Genomic DNA, 23,769 nt, shown 5'->3' on the forward strand with positions numbered 1-23,769 from the left:
AGATCAACTGGGGTCCTTCACTGGTGTCCGAGGGGGGACTTGAACCCCCACGCCCGATAAAGGGCACTAGCACCTCAAGCTAGCGCGTCTGCCATTCCGCCACCCGGACAGGGTGTGTGCCTCGGGTTTTTCTTCCTGCGCCCCGTGGCGACAGAGAGAACATTACCAGGCTTCCGGAGTGCTTCTCACCTGCGTATCTGTCCTTCGGTGAGGGTTGGCCGCCGAAGTTGGGATGAATCGGTCAAATGAGATCAAGTGGGGCGTAATGCGGCGGTGTGTCAGGCCGCGTGGGCGGTGGGTGGTGGGCGATGGGCAGTGGGCGATGGGTGGCCCGGCGGGCGGGGCCGGGAGGGTGGTGGATGCCCGGGGGTGGCGGCCGGGGCGTTGGTGGGGGTGAAGGTTTCGGCTGCCGCATGGACGTAGGTGCTGCAGAATTCACCGGAAATAGTCAGGGTTCGATCAGGAATGGGCTTGGGATGGCCTAGTTTCAGTCCATGACCCGCCGTTGGCCGGGGTTTGCCTAGCCTCTGGTGACCCAGGGATCCCGAGCGGAGTGCCCGATTCCCGAGGGCCGGTGGCCCGGCTGCCGGTGTCGCCTCCCATCACCCGCGCGAAGGGCGGCTTGAGGTGGAGCAGATGAGCGGGGCGGCGGAATCCGCGACGAGGACTGCGACGGGGGAGCATCCGAGGGCGGTGGCGCAGTCGGCGGCGGAACGGCCTGGCGGAGAGCCGGGGCAGCCGGTCGAGGGCGTCTGGCGGTTCTCGGCGGTCGCGCACGAGGCTTCCGTGCCGCAGACCCGGCACGCGGTGCGGGACCGGCTGCTGGCCCAGGGGCTGGCGGCGGAGCGGTACCAGGAACTGGTCGACGACGTGCTGCTGATCGTCTCCGAGCTGGTGGGCAACGCGGTCACCCACGCCGCCGTGCTCTCCCCGTACCTCACCACCGAGCTGGCGATCGAGGACGGCTGGGTGCGGATCTCGGTGGAGGACGGCCACCCGCACCGGCCCAAGGCGCTGGAGAGCGACCAGGGCCAGCTCGGCGGCCGGGGCCTGCTGCTGGTGAAGAGCGTGACCTCGCAGGCCGGCGGGGTGTGTGACGTCGAGTGCACGGGCGAGGGCGGCAAGGTGGTCTGGGCCGCCCTGCCGCTGCCCGCCGGCCCCGTGGGCAGGACGGGCGACGGGGACGACGGCGAGGCGGGTGGGGGCCCGGGACGTACCGGCCCGGCGCACACACCGGACCCGGACGCGCTGGACGGACTGTCAGCCGACGGCGGACTCTGGCCGGTGTGAGCCCGGCGTGAGCTGATGCGCGCTCGGCGTGAGCCGATGAACGCCCGGCGCGAGCCGGAGTGAGCCGGTGCGCGCCGACACGAGGGCGCCTGTGGGTCGAGAGACACCGACACCCACGGGGTCGGAAGAGGCCCGTGGAGCCGGAAGGAGCGGGCGGCCCCGGCACCGGAAGGGCCGCACACGGCGAGGGCCCGACCCGGAGTGCTCCCGGTCAGGCCGAACCGGACCCGGGGCACCCTCGGGCCGGGCCCGATCCGAAGCCGGCCAGGGCTACCAGTCCCGTCCGGCGATCTCCCGGATCCCCGGGAGCGCGGCTTCGAAGACCGTCCGGAACCACACCGAGAACGGCTTCTCGGCCTCCAGCGCCTTCAGCTCCTCCGCGGTGACGAACCGGGTGTCGTCCACCTCGTCGGGGTTCGGGGCGGGCGGTGCGGTGACCAGGCCGACGAAGAGGTGGTTCCACTCGCGCTCGATCAGGCCGGAGGTCTCGTCCGGCAGGTCGTACCGGACGGTGCCGGCCTCGCAGAGCAGGGCGGGCGCCACGCCGATCTCCTCGGCGGTACGCCGCGCGGCGGCCACGAACGGCGGCTCGTCGGGGTACGGGTGGCCGCAGCAGGTGTTGGACCAGACACCGGGCGAGTGGTACTTGCCCAGGGCCCGGCGCTGGAGCAGCAGCCGACCCTGACGGTCGAAGAGGAAGACCGAGAACGCGCGGTGCAGGCGGCCGGGCTGCTGGTGTGCCGAGAGCTTCTCGGCCGTGCCGATGGTCACGCCGTCGTCGTCGACGAGTTCCAGCAGGATCTCCGGGGCGGGGGAGCCCTGGGCGGGGGCGGCCGGGGGCACTGAGGGGGACGAGGACGAGGCTGCCGCGCTCTGCTCCGCGAACTGCGTCTGGCTGGTCGGTCGGATCTCCGGCATGGGGCCTCTCTCGGCACGGGGGTTGCGTCGGGGGCCCAGTCTGCCCCATGGCCCACAGGGCCGGACGATCCGACGCACACGGGGGCGTGGGAGGTCCGAATCACCAGCCGACACGTTCGATTCGTGATCGGCTCCGCCTCGCCCGGTTCACCTTCTGTCTGCCGAGTTGTCAGGTCACCGTCGTGTGGCGGCGGGTACGCGGCTTGAAGGCAGGGCATGCGGTCCGGAATGATGATCTGTGCGGTCCGGGTGCGTCAGCTGTGGATAAGCGCTGCCTGCTGCCTGCCTGCTGCCATTTCGAGGGCGAATCACCCGTCCGGTAGCCTCGGTCGGTGCGCCTGGTCGCCGGAGACACTCCATCCGGTACCACCCGCCGCTGCAGTCGTACGTCCAGAAACCCCCATTCGTCCCACCGCACACCGTTGTGGCCGGACCGCACACCATCGCCAGGGAGTGAGTTCCGCTGTCCACTGTGATCGTGACCGGCCCCGAGCTGCTCGCGTACGGAAGGCCCGCAGGGGCCGGCCGGGGCAGGCACACCGGAGCGATGACCGCGACGCCGCTGGCCGCCGCCCCGACGGCGACGGCGTCCGCCACGGCTTCCGACGCCCTCCAGGGTGCGCTCGGCGCGGACCTCGCCGCCATCGGCTTCCGCCGGGTCCTGCGCGCGCACGACGCCGCGCAGCTGGCCGCGCTGCTCTCCTCGGTCGGCCCGGACGAGCGCCTGGCCGTGGTGGACGCCGGCTTCGTCGGCCACCGCCACTCGCTCCGGCTCGCACTGACCGACCCCCGCTTCCCCGCCGCCGCCGTCCCCGGCGCGATGGTGGTCTCCGGCGCGGAGGCCCGTACCGCCCTCGCCTCGGCCGCCCAGCACCTGAGCGCCGAACCGCAGCTGCCCCAGCAGCGCACCAGGGAGCAGTACGGGAACGGCTACGGCGCCGCCCCCCAGGGCGGCGACCCGTACGGCACCGCCCGGTACGGCTGGTCCGACCGGCAGCACGAGCGCCCGCTCCCCGACCTGCTCGCCGACGTGCTCGAGCAGCGCGGCCTGCCCGTCCAGCGCCCCGAGCTCGGCACGCTGGTGGCGACCGTCCCCGGCGACGAGGACGAGCTGCACGCGGCCCGCGCGGCGGTGGCCCAGGTGGACGAGGAGGCGGTCCGGCTGCGCCGGGCGGTGAAGGGCAGGGACGGCTTCTTCACCACCTTCTTCGTCAGCCCCTACTCGCGCTACATCGCCCGCTGGTGCGCCCGGCGCGGCCTGACCCCGAACCAGGTGACCACCGCCTCCCTGCTCACCGCGCTGATCGCGGCGGGCCTGGCGGCCACCGGCACCCGGGGCGGCTACATAGCCGCCGGTGTGCTGCTGCTCGCGTCCTTCGTGCTGGACTGCACCGACGGGCAGCTCGCCCGTTACTCGCTGCAGTACTCCACCGTGGGCGCCTGGCTGGACGCGACCTTCGACCGGGCCAAGGAGTACTCCTTCTACGCGGGTCTGGCACTCGGCGCGGCCCGCACCGGGGACCACGTCTGGGCGCTGTCGCTCGCCGCGATGACGCTGATGACCTTCCGGCACAGCGTGGACTTCGCCTTCATGGCGGCCGACCAGGAGACCTCGCGCAACCCGGTCACCGCCGGCAGCAAGCAGCAGAACACCAACACCAGCCCCACCGCGCAGTTCTCCAACCGCCTGGACCGGGTCGGCTGGACGGTCTGGGCCCGCCGCATCATCGTGCTGCCGATCGGTGAGCGCTGGGCCCTGATCGCCCTGCTCACGGCCTGCACCACGCCCCGGATCACGCTGACGGTGCTGCTCGCGGGCTGCGCACTGGCCTGCTGCTACACCACCGCAGGCCGGGTGCTGCGCTCGGTCAGCCGGCGCCGTCCGCGCGAGGACCGGGCCGCCCGGGAGGTCGCGACCCTGGCCGACGGCGGTGTGCTGACCGAGCTGCTGGCGCCGGTGCTCCGCCCCGTCGCGCGCTTCCTGCCGGGACTGGCCGTGCCGCTGCTGGCCGCCGTCGGCGCCGCCGGGCTGCCGGTCGCCGTGTACCTCACCGCGGGTACCTGGCAGGCGGTCGGCGCCGCGGCCGGGTACGTGCTGCTGAGCTCGCTGGTGCTGGCCCGCAGGCTCACCGGCGCACTGGACTGGCTCGCCCCCGCCTTCTTCCGGGCGGGCGAGTACCTGACCGTGCTGGCGCTCGCGCTGAAGCTGGACATCGCGGCCCTCCCGGCCGCGTTCGGGCTGGTCGCCGCCTTCGCCTACCATCACTACGACACGGTGTACCGCCTGCGCGGCGGCACCGGAGCACCGGCCCGGTGGCTGGTGCGAGTGACCGGCGGGCAGGAGGGCCGGGCACTGCTCGTCACCCTGGTGGCGGCGCTCGTCTACCACGGCGGTCCCGTGGGGCCGATCGGTCACCAGACCGCCGGGGCACACGCCCTGCAGGTCGTCCTGGTGGCTCTGGCCGGCCTGCTCGCCCTGGTCGTGGTCGCGGAGAGCATCCACTTCTGGGTCCTCGGCGACGCCACCGCAGAACACGATGAATCAGGAGACACCGCATGATCGGCCTCGTTCTGGCAGCCGGCGCCGGCCGCCGGCTCCGCCCGTACACCGACACCCTGCCCAAGGCGCTGGTGCCGGTCGACGGGGAGCGGACCGTCCTGGACCTCACCCTCGGCAACTTCGCCGAGGTCGGTCTGCGGGAGGCCGCCATCGTGGTGGGGTACCGCAAGGAGGCGGTGTACGACCGCAAGGACGCCCTGGAGCAGAAGTACGGCGTCAAGCTCCACCTGGTCGAGAACGACAAGGCCGAGGAGTGGAACAACGCCTACTCGCTCTGGTGCGCCCGTGACCTGTTCGGCGAGGGCCTGCTGCTCGCCAACGGCGACACCGTGCACCCGGCCTCGGTCCAGCGCACCATGCTGGACGGCAACGACCAGATGATCAAGGAGGGCAAGGCCCCCGGCATCCTGCTCGCCCTGGACACCGTGAAGAAGCTGGCCGACGAGGAGATGAAGGTCGTCGTCGACCCGGCCAAGGGCATGCAGAAGATCACCAAGCTGATGGACCCGGCCCACGCGACCGGCGAGTACATCGGTGTCACGATCATCAACCCGTCCGCCAAGGACGCCCTGTCCGACGCCCTCAAGGCGACCTACGAGCGCGACCCGCAGCTGTACTACGAGGACGGCTACCAGGAGATGGTCAACCGCGGCCTGCGGATCGACGTGCAGCCGATCGGCGAGGTCTCCTGGGTCGAGGTGGACAACCACGACGACCTGAACAAGGCACGGGAGATCGCGTGCCAGTACTGACCCGGCTGCTGCCGTCGCCGGTCTTCGTGGAGATCCGTCCGGGCGCGCTGGACGCGCTCGGCGGCATCCTCGCCGACCAGCGGCTGTCGGCCTCCGGCCGGATAGCGGTGGCGATCAGCAACGGATCGGGTGCGCTGCTCCGGGAGCGGCTGGGACCGCTGCTCCCGGACGCCGAGTGGTTCGAGGTCGTCGACGGCAGCCTGGACAGCGCGGTACGCCTGGCGGACGCGATGCGGGCGGGCCACTTCGACGCCGTGGTCGGCCTCGGCGGTGGCAAGATCATCGACGCCGCCAAGTACGCGGCGGCCCGGGTCGGCCTGCCGCTGGTCGCGGTCGCCACCAACCTGGCGCACGACGGCATCTGCTCTCCCGTCTCCACCCTCGACAACGACGCGGGCCGCGGCTCCTACGGGGTGCCCAGCCCGATCGGCATCGTGGTGGACCTCGACGTGATCCGCGAGGCGCCGTCGCGCTTCGTCGCGGCCGGCATCGGCGACGCGATCTCCAACATCTCGGCCTGCGCCGACTGGGAGCTCTCGCACGAGATCACCGGCGAGAAGGTGGACGGCCTGGCGGTCGCGATGGCCCGTTCGGCCGGTGAGAACCTGCTCCGCCACCCGGGTCAGCTGGCCGATCAGGACCTGCTCACCTGCCTCGCGGAGGCCCTGGTACTGTCCGGCATCGCGATGAACATCGCCGGCAGCACCCGCCCGTCCTCGGGCGCCTGCCACGAGATCTCGCACGCCCTGGACGTGCTGTACCCCAAGCGCTCCGCCCAGCACGGCGAGCAGGTCGGCCTCGGCGCCGCCTTCGCCAGCCACCTGCGCGGCGAGCGCGAGCTGACCGGCCTGATCGTGGACCGCCTGCGGTTCCACGGGCTGCCGGTGACCGCGGCTCAGATCGGCTTCACCGAGGCGGAGTTCACCGAGGCGGTGCACTACGCTCCCAACACCCGTCCGGGACGTTTCACCATCCTGGAACACCTCGATCTCTCTCCCTCCGACATCAGGGACGCGTACGCCGACTATGTCCATGCCGTCAACAACTGACCGCCCCGCGGTCGACCTCACGGTCCGGCCCTCGATCGAGGAGCTGCGGGCCGTCATCCACCCGGAGGGCATGCTCCAGCGCCGCAGTGCCGAGCACTGGGCAGGCCGCTGGTACATGCGGAAGATCTCGCTGCGGATCACCCGCGTGCTCTCCACCATGACGGCGATCACGCCCAATGGCCTGACCTACCTGATGATGTTCACCGGCATCCTGGCCGGTGCCGCACTGGTGATCCCCGGCATCGCCGGAGCCGTCCTGGGCGCCTTCCTGATCCAGGTCTACCTGCTGCTGGACTGCGTCGACGGCGAGGTCGCCCGCTGGCGGCGGCAGACCTCGCTCACCGGTGTCTACCTGGACCGGGTCGGCCACTACATGTCCGAGGCCGCGCTGCTCACCGGTCTCGGCCTGCGGGCCAGCGACCTGCTGCACCGGCAGGGCCACGCCTCGCACTGGGAGTGGGCCTTCCTCGGCACGCTGGCCGCGCTCGGCGCGATCCTGATCAAGTCCGAGACCGACCTGGTCGACGTGGCCCGCGCCCGCAGCGGGATGACCGCGGTCGAGGACAGCGCCTCGGTGCCGCGCTCCTCCGGGGTGGCCAAGGCCCGCCGGGCGGCGTCCTTCCTCAAGTTCCACCGGCTCGTCGGCGCCGTCGAGGCCTCGCTGTTCATCCTGGCCGCCGGGATCGCCGACCAGGTCCACGGCGGTCTGCTCTTCACCCGCCTCGCGGTGGTGGTCCTGGCCGCGATCGCCATGCTGCAGACGGTCCTGCACCTGCTCAGCATCGTCCTCTCCAGCAGGCTGCGATGAGCGCCCCCCGCCCCGCGCCGGGCCAGGAGCGCCGGGAGGCGGGCGGGCGAGCCGCCGCCGACTTCCGGCTGGGTGCCGTCATCATCACCATGGGCAACCGCCCCGAGGAGCTGCGCGCGCTGATCGACTCGGTACGGGACCAGGAGGGCCCGGCCGTCGAACTGGCGGTGGTCGGCAACGGCGCCCCGCTGCCCCCGCTGCCCGAAGGCGTCCGCACCGCCGAGCTGCCCGAGAACCTCGGGATCCCCGGCGGGCGCAACGTCGGCATCGAGCTCTTCGGCAGGGACGGCCGGGAGGTGGACGCCGTCCTCTTCCTGGACGACGACGGGCACCTGCCGAACCGGGACTCCGCCCGGCTGCTGCGCGAGGCCTTCACCGCCGACCCGAAGCTCGGCATCGTCTCCTTCCGCATCGCCGACCCGGACACCGGTGTCACCCAGCGCCGGCACGTCCCCCGGCTGCGGGCCAGCGACCCGCTGCGCTCCTCCCGGGTGACCACCTTCCTCGGCGGCGCCAGCGCGGTCCGCAGCGCGGTCTTCCCGAAGGCCGGGCAGCTGCCGGCCGAGTTCTTCTACGCGCACGAGGAGACCGACCTGGCCTGGCGCGCCCTGGACGCCGGCTGGGAGATCGACTACCGCGCGGACATCGTGCTGCACCACCCCACGACTTCCCCGGCCCGGCACGCCACGTACTTCCACAACGTGGCCCGGAACCGGGTGTGGCTGGCGCGACGGAACCTTCCGGTGCCGTTCGTGCCTCTCTACTTGGGAACCTGGTTGCTGCTCACTCTGGCCCGTCGTCCCTCGGGCGACGCGCTGAAGTCCTGGGTGGGCGGTTTCCGGGCTGGTTGGAGCGAACCCTGCGGTCCGCGACGACCGATGCGATGGCGTACTGTATGGCGACTGACCAGGTTGGGCAGGCCGCCAATCATCTGATCGCATCAGCAACTGATCACATCAGGGCGGCAGCCCCACTGCCGACCGGACAATCCCCCCGAGATCCCAGTGGATCCGCAGGCCCGTCGCCGCTCCCCCCGGTGGCGGGCCCGATATCCGATCCCGTGAAGGACGAATGTGTCAACAGTGAGTGACTTCAGCCTCTCCACACCGAGTGGGGCTGATGCGGGCCTGACCCCGAAGCAGCTCGCGGCCAAGTACGGCCTGGAGGTCAGCGGCAGGCGGCCCGGTCTGACCACGTACGTGAAGCAGCTGTGGGCGCGGCGCCACTTCATCCTGGCCTTCGCCACTGCCCGCCTGGTCGCTCAGTACACGACCGCGAAGCTGGGCCAGCTGTGGCAGGTACTCACGCCGCTGCTGAACTGCTCGGTGTTCTTCCTGGTCTTCGGTGTGATGCTGAAGAGCCGGGACAGCATCCCGGTCTACCTCGCCTGGCTCTGCGTCGGCGTCTTCGTCTTCCAGTTCTCGCAGAGCGCGGTGCAGGCCGGTACCCGTTCGATCGCCGACAACCTCGGCCTGATCCGGGCGCTGCACTTCCCCCGGGCCTGCATGCCGGTGGCCTTCACCGTGATCCAGCTGCAGCAGCTGCTGATCTCGATGGTCGTCCTGGTCGGCATCGTGCTGCTGAACGGCCAGATGCCGCACACGACCTGGCTGCTGATCATCCCGGCGCTGCTGCTGCAGTGCCTGTTCAACGCCGGTCTGGCCATGATCATGGCCCGTGTCGGCTCCAAGGCCTCGGACATCTCCCAGCTGATGCCGTTCATCCTGCGCACCTGGATGTACATCTCCGGCGTCATGTACAGCATCCAGGGGGCGATCGCCAGCTGGCCGCCGCTGGCCAAGACGGTCATGTCGCTGAACCCGGCGACGATCTACATGGACCTGATGCGCTACGCGTTCATGCCGAACAGCTTCAGCAAGCACTACTACCACGGTGGCAAGGACCACGCGGGCCACGCCCTGCCGCAGCACCTGACCCTGCCGCACCACATCTGGTTCACCGCGACCGCCTGGGCTGTGGTGGTCTTCGTGGCCGGTTTCGTGTTCTTTTGGAAGGCAGAGGAGGAGTACGGCCGTGGCTGACATCGCGATGAGCAACTTCCGAGAGGCGAGCCAGGACGCGTCCAAGACCGCGTCCTCGGGGCCCGCCCGGACCCCGACCGTGGTCGTCGACGACGTCCACATCGTCTACAAGGTGCACGGCGCAGGCTCCGGCAAGGGCAGCGCCACCTCGGCGCTGAGCCGGCTGATCGCCAAGAAGCGCTCGCCCGCCATCCGCGAGGTGCACGCCGTGCGCGGCCTCAGCTTCACCGCGTACAAGGGTGAGGCGGTCGGCCTGATCGGGTCGAACGGTTCCGGCAAGTCCACCATGCTGGCGGCCATCGCGGGTCTGCTGCCCACGGAGAAGGGCGCGATCTACACCAACGGCCAGCCGTCGCTGCTGGGCGTGAACGCCGCGCTGATGAACGACCTGACCGGTGACCGCAACGTCATCCTGGGCTGCCTGGCCATGGGCATGACGCCCAAGGAGGTCGAGTCCCGGTACCAGGAGATCGTCGACTTCTCGGGCATCAACGAGAAGGGCGACTTCATCTCGCTGCCGATGCGCACGTACTCCTCGGGTATGGCGGCCCGTCTGCGGTTCTCGATCGCGGCGGCCAAGACCCACGACGTGCTGCTCATCGACGAGGCGCTGGCCACCGGTGACCAGAAGTTCCAGAAGCGCAGCGAGGCCCGCATCCGCGAGCTGCGCAAGGAGGCCGGTACGGTCTTCCTGGTCAGCCACAACAACAACGCGATCAGGGACACCTGCGAGCGCACCATCTGGATCGAGAAGGGTGAGCTCATGATGGACGGCCACACCGACGAGGTCGTCCGCGAGTACGAGAAGCACAACCGAGCCTGAGCACGGCGGGTACGGCGGGGGCCGGTGCCGGGGCGAAACGCCCTGGTACCGGCCCTTCGGCTGTGCCCGGACGGCGGGGCGCGTGTCCGGTGTGGGCCGGTGAACCCGACCGGTGTAGAACGGGGGAGTGACGGTAGTGGCAGCTTCGGCTAAATCCGATAACCAGACAGATGGCGGCACGCTCGACAAGGCGGACCTGGAGAACTTCCCGGTCGCGCCCTTTTTCCTGCCTGCCGCCTGGCGTACCGACCTGATGGCGGTCTACGGCTTCGCCCGCCTGGTGGACGACGCGGGCGACGGAGACCTGGCCGACCCCGCTGCCGTCGCCGAGCTACTGGGCGTCGAGGCCACCCGTACGGCCGAAGACGGGACGGCCTTCCGGCTGGCGCTGCTGGACGGGCTGGAGCGCGACCTGGACCGCGCCTTCGAGGCGGCGCTCACCCCGGACGCCGCCGCCCCGCACCACCCGCTGATGCGTGCGCTGGTCCCGCTGATCGACCGGCACGCCGTCACCCCCGAGCCGTTCCGCCGCCTGATCGAGGCCAACCGGGTCGACCAGACCATCACCCGCTACCCGGCCTACCGCGACCTGCTCGACTACTGCACCCTCTCCGCCGACCCGGTCGGCCGCCTGGTGCTCGCCATCGCGGGCATGGCCACCCCGGAGCGGATCGCCTACTCCGACGCGATCTGCACCGCCCTGCAGGTGGTCGAGCACCTCCAGGACGTCGCCGAGGACCTCGGCCGCGGCCGGATCTACCTGCCGGCCGAGGACCTGGACCGGTTCGGTGTCACCGAGCAGGACCTCGCCCAGCCCACCGCGGGGAGGCGGGTGCGCGAGCTGGTGGCCTTCGAAGCGGACCGGGCCCGGACCCTGCTCGATCACGGCGCGCCGCTGGTGGGTACGGTTTCCGGGAGGCTCCGACTGCTGCTGGCGGGATTCACCGCAGGCGGGTACGCGGCCCTGGAGGCCATCGAGGCCGCCGGGTACGACGTCCTGGCCCAGCAGCCGAAGCCGGACAAGCGCCGCCTTGCAGCGAAGGCGGCGAGACTCTTCGCGAAGGGAAGGTGAACGCCCGCGTGGCGGCATCACCACTGGCGTCCGCTCAGGTCATGGCGGCGTACCGGTACTGCGAGGCGGTCACCGCCCTGCAGGCCCGCAATTTCAGCTACGGCATCCGGCTCCTCCCGGAGGCCAAGCGGTACGCCATGTCCGCGCTCTACGCGCTCGCCCGCCGGATCGACGACATCGGCGACGGCGATCTGCCGCCCGAGCGCAAGGCAGAACAGCTCGGGCGCACCCGCGGGCTCCTCGACGAGATCCGCTCCGGCGGCGTCAGCGTGGACGACACCGACCCGATCAAGGTCGCCCTGGCGGACGCCGCCCGGCGTTTCCCGATCCCGCTCGGCGCCCTCGACGAACTGATCGACGGCGTCGAGATGGACCTCAAGGGGGCCGAGTACCCGACCTTCGAGGACCTCAAGGTCTACTGCCGCTGCGTCGCGGGCTCCATCGGCCGGCTCTCGCTCGGCGTGTACGGCTGCGAGGACCCGGAGCTCGGCGCCGAGTACGCCGACACCCTGGGCCTGGCCCTCCAGCTCACCAACATCCTGCGCGACCTGCGCGAGGACGCCCTCAACGGCCGCACCTACCTGCCCACCGAGGACCTGGTCAGGTTCGGCTGCGAGCAGGGCTTCGCCCTGCCCAGGCCCCCGATGGGCGCCGACTTCACCGGACTGGTCGCCTTCGAGGCCGCCCGTGCCCAGCGCTGCTTCGAGGACGGCCTGCGGCTGCTGCCGATGCTGGACCGCCGCAGCCGGGCCTCCACCGCCGCCATGGCGGGCATCTACCACCGGCTGCTCGGCCGGATCGCCGCCGATCCCGAGTCGGTGCTGCGCGGCCGCGTGTCGCTGCCGGGCTGGGAGAAGGCATACGTGGCGCTGTCCGGGCTCGCCGGAGGGCGTTCTTGATTCTCTCGGAAGTTATGTCACGCTGTGTCAGCACAACATCACGAAGCCGGGGCCTCAGGCTGTCCGCAAACGGATGTTCGACGCCCGCGATCGGGTATGCGACGGCCCCGAGTGGGCACGTGGTGTCCATGAGCGAACAGCGGAACGACGGCAGGGGGTGGGGCAGATGACCGGAGCAGGGATGTCCGCCCGCCGCAGCGCCGTGGTGGTCGGCGGCGGCCTGGCCGGGATCACCGCCGCGCTGCGCCTGGCCGAGGCCGGGCAGCAGGTCACCCTGCTGGAGACCAGGCCCCGGCTCGGCGGTCTGGCGTTCTCCTTCCGGCGCGGTGAGCTGACCGTCGACAACGGCCAGCACGTCTTCCTGCGCTGCTGCACCGCCTACCGCGGTCTGATCGACCGGCTGGGCGCGGGCCGACTGGTGGATCTTCAGCCCCGCCTGGACGTCCCGGTCCTCGGCCTCGGCAGCGGCGACCGCCGCAGCTTCGGCCGGCTGCGCCGGGACGCCCTGCCCGTACCGCTGCACCTCACCCGCAGCCTGGCGGGCTACCCGCACCTCGGCCCCGCCGACCGGCTGCGGGTGGTCCGCGCGGCGCTCGCCCTGCAGCGGCTCGACCTGGCCGACCCGGCACTCGACCGGCTCTCCTTCGGCGACTGGCTGCGCCGTCACGGCCAGACCCCGGCCACCGTCGAGGCCCTGTGGGACCTGGTCGGCGTCGCCACCCTGAACGCCACCGCCGACCGGACCTCGCTGGCCCTGGCCGCGATGGTCTTCAAGACCGGTCTGCTCTCCGACCCCGGGGCCTCGGACATCGGCATGGCCGCGGTCCCGCTCGGCGCGATCCACCACGACGCGGCCCTCGCCGAGCTGGACCGCCTGGGTGTCCGGGTACTGCTGCGCAGCCGCGCCGCCGAGCTCAAGCCCGCGGACCGGCACGCCGTCCGGCTGGAGAGCGGCGAGCTGCTCACCGCCGACACCGTGGTGCTGGCCGGTGCCCAGGACAGCGCCGCCGCGCTGCTGCCGGCCGGCGCGATCCCCCGTCAGGAGCGGCTCGCCGACCTCGGTACCTCGCCGATCCTCAACGTCCATGTGGTCTACGACCGGCGACTGCTGCGCCGTCCGTTCTTCGCGGCGCTCGGCTCACCGGTGCAGTGGGTCTTCGACCGTACGGCGCACTCCGGCCTGGCGGTGCCCGGCGCCCAGTACCTGGCGCTGTCCCAGTCGGACGCCGGGGAGGAGATCGACCTGCCGGTGGCCGAGCTGCGGGAGCGCTATCTGCCCGAGCTGGCACGGCTGATCCCGGGCGCCCGGCAGGCCCGGGTGCTGGACTTCTTCGTCACCCGGGAGCGCACCGCGACCTTCGACCCGGCACCGGGCACCGCCGCCCTGCGCCCCGGCGCCGTGACCGGCATCCCCGGGCTGCTGCTGGCGGGCTCGTGGACCGCCACCGGGTGGCCCGCGACCATGGAGAGCGCGGTGCGCAGCGGCCATGCCGCCGCCGACGCCGCACTGGCCGGGGCCGGACGGATCCCGGTCGACCGAGGCGACGGGAGGTGGCCCCGATGACCGCGGGCCCCAGCACTACTGACATCGCACCGGGCGGGCCTCTCGGCCAGGCCCGGCGTCCGGACGGAGAGGGAGAACACGTGGAGGCTCGCGCCGCATCGACCGCGACGGTCGGGGAGGCCGCTTCGGTGCAGGAGCTGCTGGCGCGCGGCCGGAGCCTGTGCACCCCGCAGCTGCGCGCCGCGGTCGCGGGACTGGCCGCACCGATGGACACCGTGGCGGCGTACCACTTCGGCTGGATCGACCGGGACGGCAGGCCGGCGGCGGGAGACGGCGGCAAGGCCGTCAGGCCCGCGCTGGCACTGCTCTCCGCACAGGCGGTCGGCGCGCCGGCTGAGATGGGTGTGCCGGGAGGCGTCTCGGTAGAGCTGGTGCACAACTTCTCCCTGCTCCATGATGATCTGATGGACGGTGACGAGACCCGACGGCACCGCGCCACCGCATGGACGGTGTTCGGCCCGGCCCAGGCGATCCTGGTCGGCGACGCGCTCGCCACCCTGGGCACCGAGGTGCTGCTGGACGCCGCCGTCACCGGTGGCGCGAGCGCCGCCGACGCGGCCCGGGCGGTCCGTCTGATCACCACCGCCACCCGGAAGCTGATCGACGGCCAGGCCAAGGACGTGGCCTTCGAGTCCCGCGACGCCGTGACGGTCGAGGAGTGCCTGGACATGGAGGGCGGCAAGACCGGCGCCCTGCTGGCCGCCGCCTCCGCGATCGGCGCCGTACTGGCCGGGGCCGACGACCGCACCAGTGACGCGCTCCAGCGCTACGGCCACCACCTGGGCCTGGCCTTCCAGGCGGTGGACGACCTGCTGGGCATCTGGGGCGCCACCGAGGTGACGGGCAAGCCGCACTGGGGCGACCTGCGCCAGCGCAAGAAGTCGCTGCCGGTCGCCGCCGCGCTGGCCGAGGGCGGCAGTGCCTCCCGCCGGCTGGCCGAGCAGCTGGCCGACCCCGAGGGGCACGGCGAGGAGAGCGAGCAGGTGCTCGCCGCCCGCGCGGCCCTGATCGAGGAGGCGGGCGGCCGGGCCTGGACCCAGGCGGAGGCCCGCCGCCAGCACACGACGGCCCTCGCCGCACTGGACGAGGTGCCGATGACCGACGAGGTGCGCCGGCACTTCGTCGCACTCGCCGAATTCGTGGTGGTACGGGAGAGGTGACGTCAAAGTGACAGCAACCGCGGACGGCCGGCTCGACCCCGAGTACGATCCCGAGCCGGTCGCGGTGGGCGACCGGCCGCCGGTGCCTGAACGGCCCAGCGGCCGGATCGCGTCGGCCGGGCGGCCGACCAGGGCGCTGGGCCCGGTACGGTGCGAGGCCGCCGGGGCCGACGGTGTGGTGAACGGGGCCTCCGGTCAGGCCGAGCAGGTCCCCGACCGCACCGCGCCGGCCGAGGCACTGGCCAGGGCCACCGCTCACCTGCTGTCACTCCAGAGCCCCGAGGGCTGGTGGAAGGGCGACCTGGAGACCAACGTCACCATGGACGCCGAGGACCTGTTATTGCGTCAGTTCCTGGGCATCAGGACCGAGCAGCAGACCCAGGCGACAGCCGCCTGGATCCGCTCCCAGCAGCGCCCGGACGGCACCTGGGCCACCTTCCACGGCGGCCCGCCCGAACTCTCCGCCACCGTCGAGGCGTACGTCGCACTCAGACTCGCCGGTGACGACCCCGAGGCCCCGCACATGCTGGCGGCGGCGGGCTACGTACGCGCACACGGCGGAATCGCCTCGGCCCGCGTCTTCACCCGGATCTGGCTCGCGCTCTTCGGCTGGTGGCCCTGGGAGCGGCTGCCGGAGCTGCCACCCGAGCTGATCTTCGCGCCCAGGTGGCTGCCACTGAACATCTACGCCTTCGGCTGCTGGGCCAGGCAGACGATCGTCCCGCTGACCGTGGTCTCGGCCCACCGCCCGGTCCGTCCCGCGCCCTTCCCGCTCGACGAGCTGCACAGCGACCCCGCCGACCCGTACCCCCGGCGGCCGCTCGCTCCGCTGACCACCTGGGACGGCGTCTTCGAGCGCCTGGACAAGGCGCTGCACGCCTACCACCGCTACGCCGTACGGCCGCTGCGCCGGTTCGCACTGGCCCAGGCCGGCCGCTGGATCATCGAGCGGCAGGAGGCCGACGGCTGCTGGGGCGGCATCCAGCCGCCAGCCGTGTACTCGCTGATCGCGCTGCACCTGCTCGGCTACGACCTCGACCACCCGGTGATGAAGGCCGGAATCGCCTCCTTCGACGGCTTCACCGTGCACACCGAGGACGGCCGGCGCTGGATGGAGGCCTGCCAGTCCCCGGTCTGGGACACCTGCCTCGCCACCATCGCGCTGCGCGACGCCGGACTGCCCGACGACCACCCCGCGCTGGTGGCCGCCGCCGAGTGGATGCTCGGCGAGGAGATCACCCGGCGCGGCGACTGGGCCGTCAAACGGCCCGGGCTCGCCCCCGGCGGCTGGGCGTTCGAGTTCCAGAACGACAACTACCCCGACATCGACGACACCGCCGAGGTGGTGCTCGCGCTCAGCCGGGTCGACGTCCCCGACCGGGAGCGGCTGCAGGGCGCGGTGCGGCGCGGCGTCGAGTGGAACCTCGGGATGCAGTCCAAGAACGGCGCCTGGGGCGCCTTCGACGTGGACAACACCAGCAAGCTCCCCAACAAGCTGCCGTTCTGCGACTTCGGCGAGGTGGTGGACCCGCCGTCCGCGGACGTCACCGCACACGTGGTCGAGATGCTCGCGGAGGTCGGCCGCTCCGACGACCCGCGCACCCGGCGCGGCATCGCCTGGCTGCTCGCCAACCAGGAGGCGGACGGCTCCTGGTTCGGCCGCTGGGGCACCAACTACGTCTACGGGACGGGCTCGGTGGTCCCCGCGCTGATCGCGGCCGGGCTGCACCCCGGACACCCCGCCGTCCGGCGGGCGGTCCGCTGGCTGGAGGACCGGCAGAACCCGGATGGCGGCTGGGGCGAGGACATGCGCTCCTACGAGGACCCGGAGCGCTGGGCCGGGCGCGGGGAGTCCACCGCCTCGCAGACCGCGTGGGCGCTGATGGCGCTGCTCGCGGCCGGGGAGGGGCCGGACGGTGCGCGCAGCGCGGCGGTCGAGCGGGGCGTGCACTGGCTGGCGGACACCCAGCTGCCCGAGGGGACCTGGGACGAGCCGCACTTCACCGGCACCGGGTTCCCCTGGGACTTCTCGATCAACTACCACCTCTACCGGCTGGTCTTCCCGGTGACGGCCCTCGGCCGCTATCTGCACGGAAACCCGGTGCCCGGCGGCCACCGATGAGGCCCGGCCGCGGCCGGGTCCGGTGGCGGACTCGGCCCACGCCCCTGAGGATCGGGCCAGACGGCCGGATCGGAGGACTGGGATGAGGGCGAGGAGCCGCGGATCCGCGGGGTACGGAGAGCCGGGTGAGCGACGCTCCGGTGTGGTGAGGGGCCGGGCGCGTGGAGCCCGCCGCCCCGCCTGCCGCTCGGGCGCCGCCTCCGGGGAAGCCCTGCGGACCGGGGCCCCGCGATGAGAGGCGGGGCGCTGCTGGTGGTGTGCGCGCTGGGCCCCGAGGTGTGGGCGCTGCGCGGCGGGGACTGGAGCGGGGCCGAGGGCGGCCCGCCGGTGCTGCTCAGGACCGGCGTCGGGCGCGTGCGGGCCAGGCGGGTGGTCGGCGAGCTGCTCGCCCACGACGGGTACGGTGCCCTGGTGGTGGCCGGTTTCGGGGCCGCCGTCGGCCCCGGCGTGCGGCCGGCCGACGTGATCGTCGCCGACGCCGTCCGCGACCCCGAGGGCAACCAGTACCCGCTGGACTCCGCCAAGCACCTGGCCCGCGCCCTGCAGTCCCGCGGCCTCACCACCCACACCGGGCTGCACCACACCGCGGACCACGTGGTGCGGGGCGCCGAGCGGCGGGCGCTGAACTCCAGGGGCGCCCTGGCCGTGGACATGGAGGCGGCCGCCGTCCTGGCCGTCCGCGCCGAGCTGCGCCCCCACCTGCCCGCCGCGGTCCTGCGGGTGGTGGTGGACACCCCCGACCACGAACTGATCCGGCCGGGCACCCTGCCGGCCGGAGTGCGGGCCTGGCGGACCCTGCGCGCCGCCGTACCGGCCCTCACCGCCTGGCACCGCCAGGCCGCTGCCGCACTCGAATCCCTGCCCTCGACGCTCCCTCAGGAGGCGAGTTAGTCATGGCCATGCCGCTGCGCCAGTCCGTCCGCATCAGCACCTACCTCATGCAGCAGAAGCTGAAGCGCCGGGAGAAGTTCCCGCTGATCGTGGAGCTGGAGCCGCTGTTCGCCTGCAATCTCGCCTGTGAGGGCTGCGGCAAGATCCAGCACCCCGCCGGGGTGCTCAAGCAGCGGATGCCGGTGGCGCAGGCGGTCGGGGCGGTACTGGAGTCGGGCGCGCCCATGGTGTCCATCGCGGGCGGCGAACCGCTGATGCACCCGCAGATCGACGAGATCGTCCGGCAGCTGGTCGCCCGCCGGAAGTACGTCTTCCTGTGCACCAACGCGCTGCTGCTGCGCAAGAAGCTGGACAGGTTCAAGCCCTCGCCGTACCTGACCTTCACCGTGCACATCGACGGGCTGCGCGAGCGGCACGACGCCTCGGTGGCCAAGGAGGGCACCTTCGACGAGGCGGTGGAGGCGATCAGGGAGGCCAAGCGGCGCGGCTTCCGGGTCACCACCAACAGCACCTTCTTCAACACCGACACCCCGCAGACCGTGATCGAGGTGCTCGACTACCTCAACGACGAGCTGCGCGTCGACGAGATGATGATCTCCCCGGCGTACGCCTACGAGAAAGCCCCCGACCAGGAGCACTTCCTCGGTGTCGAGCAGACCAGGGAGCTCTTCCGCAAGGCCTTCGCCGGCGGCAACCGGCGCCGCTGGCGGCTCAACCACAGCCCGCTCTTCCTGGACTTCCTGGAGGGCCGGGTCGACTTCCAGTGCACCGCCTGGGGCATCCCCAACTACTCGCTGTTCGGCTGGCAGCGCCCCTGCTACCTGATGGCCGACGGGTACGTGCCCACCTACCGCGAACTGGTCGAGAAGACCGACTGGAGCAAGTACGGCCGGGGCAAGGATCCGCGCTGCGAGAACTGCATGGCGCACTGCGGGTACGAGCCCACCGCCGTGCTGGCCACCATGAGCTCGCTCAAGGAGTCGCTGCGCGCCGCCCGGGAGACCCTCGGCAGCTCCGGCCCAGCGGCCCGGTGACGGCATGTCGCTGCTGAGCGGGATCAAGGGACCGGCCGACCTCAGAGCCCTGGAGAGTGCCGAACTCCCGTTGCTGGCCCAGGAGATCAGGGACTTCCTGATCGACGCCGTCACCAGGACCGGCGGTCACCTCGGCCCCAACCTCGGCGTGGTCGAGCTCACCATCGCGCTGCACCGGGTCTTCGACTCGCCCCGGGACCGGATCCTCTGGGACACCGGCCACCAGGCGTACGTGCACAAACTGCTCACCGGACGGCAGGACTTCTCCCGGCTGCGCGCCAGGGGCGGCCTGTCCGGCTACCCCTCGCGGGCCGAGTCCGGGCACGACCTGATCGAGAACTCGCACGCCTCCACCGTGCTCGGCTACGCCGACGGCCTGGCCAAGGCCGACTCGCTGCTGGGCCGGAGCGAGGGCAGGAACGTCGCGGTGATCGGCGACGGCGCGCTCACCGGCGGCATGGCCTGGGAGGCGATCAACAACATCGCCGAGGCCCGGGACCGCCCGCTGGTGATCGTGGTCAACGACAACGAGCGCTCCTACGCCCGCACCGTCGGCGGCCTCGCCCACCACCTGGCCACGCTGCGCACCACCCAGGGGTACGAGCGGTTCCTCGCCCTCGGCAAGGAGGCGCTGCAGCGTACGCCGCTGGTCGGGCAGCCGATCTTCGACGCGCTGCACGGTGCCAAGAAGGGCTTCAAGGACGCCTTCGCGCCGCAGGGGATGTTCGAGGACCTCGGGCTGAAGTACCTCGGCCCCATCGACGGGCACGACATCGGCGCCGTCGAGCAGGCGCTGCGGCAGGCCAGGAACTTCGGCGGCCCGGTGATCGTGCACTGCCTCACCGTCAAAGGGCGTGGGTACCGGCCCGCCGAGCTGGACGAGGCGGACCGCTTCCACGCGGTCAACCCCATCGACCCGTACACCTGCCTGCCCGTCTCGCCCTCGGCCGGGGTCTCCTGGACCTCGGTCTTCGGCGCGGAGATGGTCGCCCTCGGCGCGGAGCGGCCCGACCTGGTCGCGATCACGGCGGCGATGCTCCGGCCGGTCGGGCTGGCCAGGTTCGCGCAGGCCTACCCCGAGCGGACCTTCGACGTGGGGATCGCCGAGCAGCACGCGGTGGCCAGCGCCGCCGGGCTCGCCACGGGCGGACTGCACCCGGTGGTCGCGGTGTACGCCACCTTCCTCAACCGGGCCTTCGACCAGGTGCTGATGGACGTCGCCCTGCACCGGCTCGGCGTGACCTTCGTCCTGGACCGCGCGGGTGTCACCGGCAACGACGGTGCCTCGCACAACGGGATGTGGGACATGTCCGTGCTCCAGGTGGTGCCGGGCCTGCGGCTCGCCGCGCCGCGCGACGCCGAGCAACTGCGCGTCCAGCTGCGCGAGGCCGTCGCCGTGGCCGACGCGCCGACCGTACTGCGGTTCCCCAAGGGCGACCTCCACCCCGCCGTCCCGGCCGTGGAACGGATCGGCGGGGTGGACGTACTGCAACGGACCGGGCCGGCACCGGAGATCCTGCTGGTCGCCGTCGGCGCGATGGCCCCCGCCTGCCTGGACGCCGCCGCGCTGCTGCGCGCCTCGGGCCACACCGCCACGGTGGTGGATCCGCGCTGGGTCAAACCGGTTGACCCGGCGCTGCTGGAACTCGCCGCCGCACACCGGCTGGTGGTCACCGTCGAGGACAACGGCCGCGTCGGCGGGGTCGGTTCGGCGATCGCCCAGGCGCTGCGCGACGCCGGCGTGGACACTCCGCTGCGCGACCTCGGCATCCCGCAGGAGTTCCTGGCGCACGCCGGGCGCGGCGAGATCCTGGAGGAGATCGGCCTCAGCGGTACCGGGGTGGCCGCGCAGACCGCCTTCTTCGCCAAGCAACTGCTGTCGACCCCGCCGAACCGAGGAGCGAACCAGCGCCATGCCGGCTGACCGCCTTGACCTCGCCGCGCTCATCGCCGAACGCGGACCGGAGCGCTACGAGCTGCACGCCCGCTACCTCAACCCGCAGCTGCCCAGGATGCTGCACACGCTCGGCTTCGACCGGTACTACGAGCGCGCCGAGGGCCCCTACTTCTACGACGCCGAGGGCAACGAGTACCTCGACATGCTGGCGGGGTTCGGCATCTTCGCGCTCGGCCGGCACCACCCGGTGGTCCGGGAGGCGGTGCGGCAGGTGATGGACCTCGGCCTGCCGGACCTCACCCGCTTCGACTGCTCCCCGCTCCCCGGCCTGCTCGCCGAGCAACTGCTGTCCTTCGCACCCGAGTTGGACCGGGTCTTCTTCGGCAACAGCGGAACCGAGGCGGTGGAGACCGCGCTCAAGTTCGCCCGGTACGCCACCGGGCGTCCCCGGGTGCTGTACTGCGACCACGCCTTCCACGGTCTGACCACGGGCTCGCTCTCGGTCAACGGGGAGAACGGATTCCGCAGGGGATTCGACCCGCTGCTGCCGGACACCGCCATCCCGCTCGGTGATCTCGGCGCACTGGCACGGGAGTTGAAGAAGGGCGATGTCGCGGCGCTGATCGTCGAGCCGATCCAGGGCAAGGGGGTGCACGCCGCCCCGCCCGGCTGGCTGTCCGCCGCGCGGCAACTGCTGCACGAGCACCGGGCGTTGCTGATCTGCGACGAGGTGCAGACCGGTGTGGGGCGTACCGGCTCCTTCTTCGCCTACCAGGAGGAGGGGGTCGAACCCGACCTGGTCTGTGCGGCCAAGGCGCTGTCGGGCGGGTACGTGCCGATCGGGGCGACGCTCGGCAAGGGCTGGATCTTCGAGAAGGTGTACTCCTCGATGGACCGGGTGCTGGTGCACTCCGCCAGTTTCGGCTCCAACGCCCAGGCGATGGCGGCCGGGCTGGCCACCCTCCACGTCATGCGGGAGGAGAAGGTGGTCGAGAACTCCCGGCAGGTCGGCGAGGTGTTCCGGGAGAGGCTGGCGGCCCTGGTGGACCGGTACGAGCTGCTGGCCGAGGTACGGGGCCGGGGACTGATGATCGGGATCGAGTTCGGCCGGCCCAGGTCGCTGAAACTGCGCACCGGTTGGACCGCCCTGCAGGCGGCGCGCAAGGGGCTGTTCGCGCAGATGGTGGTGGTACCGCTGCTGCACCGGCACCGCATCCTCACCCAGGTGTCCGGCGACCACCTGGAGGTGATCAAGCTGATCCCGCCGCTGATCATCACCGAGCGGGAGGTGGACCGCTTCGTCGACGCCTTCACCGAGGTGATGGACGAGGCGCACCGGGGCAGCGGGTTGATGTGGGACTTCGGGCGGACGCTGGTCAAGCAGGCGGTCGGAAACCGGTAGGCGTACCGCTCCGTACCCGGCAGGGGGCGGTCGCGACGGCCCCGCGACGGTCTTGTGGCCGGCCGGCTCCGGGCTGACCTCCCGTCACGACCCGCTCCGGCCTCCCGGCACGGCTTCGGCCGGGCTCCGGTCACAGCTCCGTCCGGCGGCGGCGGATCACCACCCAGAGGTCGATCGACGCCAGCAGCGTGAGCACACCGCAGCACACGGCGAAGAAGGTCAGGGTGCCGCTGCTCGGGGCGGCGGTGGCGGAGCTGTGGGCCGCCCAGACCGCGAACAGGGCGGTGAGCAGGGCGAAGAACGGGGTGAAGGTGACGGACAGCAGGAAGCGCAGCTTGAGGTCGCTCCGGGCCGTGGCGGGCTCGGTGCCGCTGTGCCATTGCCGTGGGGTCTTCGCCGGACGCATACCAGATCGCCTCCACCCCGCCCGGCCGTGGTGGCCGGTCTACGATTCCAGCGTACGTCCGAGGACGTCCGGGGACCCTGGTGACCGTGGGGAGAGCGGCTGTGGACGAGCAGGTGGAGTACGTCGGGATGCCGGTGGAAGCCGCGGAGGAACTGGCGGCCGAGCAGGGGTGGAAGATCGTGCGGGTGCTGGCACCCGGAGAGCTGATCACCCTGGAGTACCGCACGGGCAGGCTCAACCTCGCCGTCCGGGACGGCGTGGTCGAGCGCTGCTGGGAGGGCTGAGGGGCGGGCGCCCCGGGAGCGCGCCGGATGATCGGCCGGGCCGCGCCGGGCATCGCGCGGCCCGCCGCCGAGGCGCACGGCTCCGCGCGCCCGGGAAGCGCCCGCCGCGCTACCGCGCCCCGCGCCAGAGGGCGGTGATGCGTTCGTCCACCGCCGCGATCAGGGGTTCGAAGAGCGGCATCGAGAGCAGGACCAGCGCGCCCGCGGCCCAGCCGGCCAGGACGTCCGAGAACCAGTGGGTGCCCAGGTAGACGGTGGTGAGCCCGATGGACACGGCGGTGAAGGAGGCCAGCAGGACTCCGGAGCGGCGCCAGCGTTCGGCGAGGTAGGCGAGGACGCCCCAGGTCACCACGGCGTTGGCGGTGTGCCCGGAGGGGAAGATGGTGCCGCCGGCGAACAGCTCGGGTGAGCCGAGGTAGTGGGCGTAGTGCGGGCCGAGACGGCCGGTGACGATCTTCACGCCGCCGACCGTGATGTTGAGGAGCAGCAGAGCCGCCCCCATCGCCAGCAGCGGCCGCAGGGTCTTGCGCCGGAAGCAGCGCCACCCCAGCCAGGCGCAGGCGATGATCGCGGAGGGGCCGCGCTGCCCGGCGACGATCCAGACGTTCAGCAGCGGCTGGACCTCGGGCCAGCGCTTGTAGGGCCTGAGTTGCTTGAGCGCCCAGTCGAGCTCGACGAGCTTGGTGTTCAGCACCACGGCGACCACGACCAGCAGGTACGCCAGGCCGGTGAGGCCGAAGACGATCGCGTGGCGGCGGCTCATCGGCGGCCACCCTGCCTCGGCGGATCCCCCGTC

The 23,769-nt window shown here is 72.1% G+C and carries 21 protein-coding genes and 1 tRNA gene; 18 read left to right on the forward strand and 4 right to left on the reverse strand.

Going from position 1 to position 23,769, the window contains the following annotated elements; all coding sequences use genetic code 11:
* Window positions 1–21: 21 nt before the first annotated feature.
* A tRNA-Leu gene (locus ACSMTC_RS31110) sits at window positions 22–109 on the reverse strand.
* Between the two features lie 584 nt (window positions 110–693).
* Between ACSMTC_RS31110 and ACSMTC_RS31115 the strand changes: the two genes are divergently transcribed.
* Entirely contained in the window at window positions 694–1,290 is a 597-nt protein-coding gene (locus tag ACSMTC_RS31115) for an ATP-binding protein (RefSeq protein WP_436563064.1), read from the forward strand.
* Window positions 1,291–1,560: 270 nt separating this feature from the next.
* Here the strand turns inward: ACSMTC_RS31115 and idi are convergent, their stop codons facing one another.
* A complete protein-coding gene (idi, locus tag ACSMTC_RS31120; protein ID WP_436563065.1) occupies window positions 1,561–2,208 on the reverse strand; it encodes an isopentenyl-diphosphate Delta-isomerase in 648 nt (215 codons plus the stop codon).
* 547 nt (window positions 2,209–2,755) lie between these two features.
* Here idi and ACSMTC_RS31125 point away from each other — a divergent pair.
* The 16 genes from ACSMTC_RS31125 (at window position 2,756) to ACSMTC_RS31200 (ending at window position 22,283) form a co-directional block, all read left to right on the forward strand.
* Window positions 2,756–4,768 carry a DUF5941 domain-containing protein gene (locus tag ACSMTC_RS31125; RefSeq protein ID WP_436564859.1) on the forward strand — a complete coding sequence of 671 codons (2,013 nt, stop codon included), beginning with the start codon at window positions 2,756–2,758 and terminating at the stop codon, window positions 4,766–4,768.
* Window positions 4,765–5,520, forward strand: coding sequence for a phosphocholine cytidylyltransferase family protein (locus ACSMTC_RS31130; RefSeq protein ID WP_436563066.1), 756 nt, complete (start codon window positions 4,765–4,767; stop codon window positions 5,518–5,520). The genes ACSMTC_RS31125 and ACSMTC_RS31130 overlap by 4 nt, the downstream gene beginning before the upstream one ends.
* Window positions 5,508–6,569, forward strand: coding sequence for an iron-containing alcohol dehydrogenase family protein (locus tag ACSMTC_RS31135; RefSeq protein ID WP_436563067.1), 1,062 nt, complete (start codon window positions 5,508–5,510; stop codon window positions 6,567–6,569). Before ACSMTC_RS31130 ends, ACSMTC_RS31135 begins: the two co-directional genes overlap by 13 nt.
* Complete coding sequence (locus ACSMTC_RS31140) at window positions 6,547–7,377, forward strand: CDP-alcohol phosphatidyltransferase family protein (RefSeq protein WP_436563068.1); 831 nt, start codon at window positions 6,547–6,549, stop codon at window positions 7,375–7,377. The genes ACSMTC_RS31135 and ACSMTC_RS31140 overlap by 23 nt, the downstream gene beginning before the upstream one ends.
* 89 nt (window positions 7,378–7,466) lie before the next feature.
* Window positions 7,467–8,312: a glycosyltransferase family 2 protein gene (locus ACSMTC_RS31145; protein ID WP_436564860.1), complete on the forward strand. Its 846-nt coding sequence runs from the start codon at window positions 7,467–7,469 to the stop codon at window positions 8,310–8,312.
* A gap of 138 nt (window positions 8,313–8,450) precedes the next feature.
* Window positions 8,451–9,419 (forward strand): ABC transporter permease, encoded by a 969-nt coding sequence (locus tag ACSMTC_RS31150; RefSeq protein ID WP_436563069.1) that lies wholly within the window; start codon window positions 8,451–8,453, stop codon window positions 9,417–9,419.
* A 7-nt stretch (window positions 9,420–9,426) separates the two neighbouring features.
* Window positions 9,427–10,242, forward strand: coding sequence for an ABC transporter ATP-binding protein (locus tag ACSMTC_RS31155; protein WP_436564861.1), 816 nt, complete (start codon window positions 9,427–9,429; stop codon window positions 10,240–10,242).
* 136 nt (window positions 10,243–10,378) lie between these two features.
* On the forward strand, window positions 10,379–11,314 hold the full coding sequence (gene hpnC, locus ACSMTC_RS31160; protein WP_436563070.1) for a squalene synthase HpnC: 936 nt from the start codon (window positions 10,379–10,381) through the stop codon (window positions 11,312–11,314).
* A 41-nt stretch (window positions 11,315–11,355) separates the two neighbouring features.
* The gene (gene hpnD / locus ACSMTC_RS31165; protein ID WP_436564862.1) at window positions 11,356–12,213 is read left to right on the forward strand and encodes a presqualene diphosphate synthase HpnD; all 858 of its coding nucleotides are present in this window, start codon (window positions 11,356–11,358) and stop codon (window positions 12,211–12,213) included.
* A 166-nt stretch (window positions 12,214–12,379) separates the two neighbouring features.
* Complete coding sequence (gene hpnE, locus ACSMTC_RS31170) at window positions 12,380–13,777, forward strand: hydroxysqualene dehydroxylase HpnE (protein ID WP_436563071.1); 1,398 nt, start codon at window positions 12,380–12,382, stop codon at window positions 13,775–13,777.
* Complete coding sequence (locus tag ACSMTC_RS31175) at window positions 13,774–14,937, forward strand: polyprenyl synthetase family protein (RefSeq protein ID WP_436563072.1); 1,164 nt, start codon at window positions 13,774–13,776, stop codon at window positions 14,935–14,937. The genes hpnE and ACSMTC_RS31175 overlap by 4 nt, the downstream gene beginning before the upstream one ends.
* 178 nt (window positions 14,938–15,115) lie before the next feature.
* Window positions 15,116–17,059 (forward strand): squalene--hopene cyclase, encoded by a 1,944-nt coding sequence (shc, locus tag ACSMTC_RS31180; protein WP_436564863.1) that lies wholly within the window; start codon window positions 15,116–15,118, stop codon window positions 17,057–17,059.
* Window positions 17,060–17,290: 231 nt separating this feature from the next.
* A complete protein-coding gene (locus tag ACSMTC_RS31185) occupies window positions 17,291–17,950 on the forward strand; it encodes a 5'-methylthioadenosine/S-adenosylhomocysteine nucleosidase family protein (RefSeq protein WP_436563073.1) in 660 nt (219 codons plus the stop codon).
* Between the two features lie 2 nt (window positions 17,951–17,952).
* A complete protein-coding gene (gene hpnH / locus ACSMTC_RS31190; protein WP_436563074.1) occupies window positions 17,953–18,984 on the forward strand; it encodes an adenosyl-hopene transferase HpnH in 1,032 nt (343 codons plus the stop codon).
* Window positions 18,985–18,988: 4 nt separating this feature from the next.
* Window positions 18,989–20,908 (forward strand): 1-deoxy-D-xylulose-5-phosphate synthase, encoded by a 1,920-nt coding sequence (gene dxs, locus ACSMTC_RS31195; RefSeq protein ID WP_436563075.1) that lies wholly within the window; start codon window positions 18,989–18,991, stop codon window positions 20,906–20,908.
* Window positions 20,898–22,283 carry an aspartate aminotransferase family protein gene (locus ACSMTC_RS31200; protein WP_436563076.1) on the forward strand — a complete coding sequence of 462 codons (1,386 nt, stop codon included), beginning with the start codon at window positions 20,898–20,900 and terminating at the stop codon, window positions 22,281–22,283. The genes dxs and ACSMTC_RS31200 overlap by 11 nt, the downstream gene beginning before the upstream one ends.
* A gap of 130 nt (window positions 22,284–22,413) precedes the next feature.
* Here the strand turns inward: ACSMTC_RS31200 and ACSMTC_RS31205 are convergent, their stop codons facing one another.
* A complete protein-coding gene (locus ACSMTC_RS31205) occupies window positions 22,414–22,689 on the reverse strand; it encodes a DUF6343 family protein (RefSeq protein WP_436563077.1) in 276 nt (91 codons plus the stop codon).
* A 101-nt stretch (window positions 22,690–22,790) separates the two neighbouring features.
* Here ACSMTC_RS31205 and ACSMTC_RS31210 point away from each other — a divergent pair, with 101 nt between their 5' ends.
* Entirely contained in the window at window positions 22,791–22,973 is a 183-nt protein-coding gene (locus tag ACSMTC_RS31210) for an I78 family peptidase inhibitor (protein ID WP_436563078.1), read from the forward strand.
* Between the two features lie 109 nt (window positions 22,974–23,082).
* Here ACSMTC_RS31210 and ACSMTC_RS31215 read toward each other — a convergent pair whose 3' ends face one another.
* Entirely contained in the window at window positions 23,083–23,736 is a 654-nt protein-coding gene (locus ACSMTC_RS31215; RefSeq protein ID WP_436563079.1) for a phosphatase PAP2 family protein, read from the reverse strand.
* Window positions 23,737–23,769: the final 33 nt, after the last annotated feature.

Source organism: Kitasatospora sp. HPM-01-4 (assembly GCF_051374625.1).
GTDB lineage: Bacteria > Actinomycetota > Actinomycetes > Streptomycetales > Streptomycetaceae > Kitasatospora.

Excerpts from the sequence above, each read along its gene's own strand:
- ACSMTC_RS31215 (WP_436563079.1), bottom strand. The coding sequence starts at position 23,736 with ATGAGCCGCCGCCACGCGATCGTCTTCGGCCTCACCGGCCTGGCGTAC.
- ACSMTC_RS31205 (WP_436563077.1), bottom strand. The coding sequence starts at position 22,689 with ATGCGTCCGGCGAAGACCCCACGGCAATGGCACAGCGGCACCGAGCCC.
- ACSMTC_RS31155 (WP_436564861.1), top strand. The coding sequence starts at position 9,427 with ATGAGCAACTTCCGAGAGGCGAGCCAGGACGCGTCCAAGACCGCGTCC.
- dxs (WP_436563075.1), top strand. The coding sequence starts at position 18,989 with ATGTCGCTGCTGAGCGGGATCAAGGGACCGGCCGACCTCAGAGCCCTG.
- ACSMTC_RS31185 (WP_436563073.1), top strand. The coding sequence starts at position 17,291 with ATGAGAGGCGGGGCGCTGCTGGTGGTGTGCGCGCTGGGCCCCGAGGTG.
- ACSMTC_RS31140 (WP_436563068.1), top strand. The coding sequence starts at position 6,547 with ATGTCCATGCCGTCAACAACTGACCGCCCCGCGGTCGACCTCACGGTC.
- ACSMTC_RS31175 (WP_436563072.1), top strand. The coding sequence starts at position 13,774 with ATGACCGCGGGCCCCAGCACTACTGACATCGCACCGGGCGGGCCTCTC.
- idi (WP_436563065.1), bottom strand. The coding sequence starts at position 2,208 with ATGCCGGAGATCCGACCGACCAGCCAGACGCAGTTCGCGGAGCAGAGC.
- ACSMTC_RS31145 (WP_436564860.1), top strand. The coding sequence starts at position 7,467 with ATGGGCAACCGCCCCGAGGAGCTGCGCGCGCTGATCGACTCGGTACGG.
- ACSMTC_RS31130 (WP_436563066.1), top strand. The coding sequence starts at position 4,765 with ATGATCGGCCTCGTTCTGGCAGCCGGCGCCGGCCGCCGGCTCCGCCCG.
- hpnE (WP_436563071.1), top strand. The coding sequence starts at position 12,380 with ATGACCGGAGCAGGGATGTCCGCCCGCCGCAGCGCCGTGGTGGTCGGC.
- ACSMTC_RS31200 (WP_436563076.1), top strand. The coding sequence starts at position 20,898 with ATGCCGGCTGACCGCCTTGACCTCGCCGCGCTCATCGCCGAACGCGGA.
- ACSMTC_RS31125 (WP_436564859.1), top strand. The coding sequence starts at position 2,756 with ATGACCGCGACGCCGCTGGCCGCCGCCCCGACGGCGACGGCGTCCGCC.
- hpnH (WP_436563074.1), top strand. The coding sequence starts at position 17,953 with ATGGCCATGCCGCTGCGCCAGTCCGTCCGCATCAGCACCTACCTCATG.
- hpnD (WP_436564862.1), top strand. The coding sequence starts at position 11,356 with ATGGCGGCGTACCGGTACTGCGAGGCGGTCACCGCCCTGCAGGCCCGC.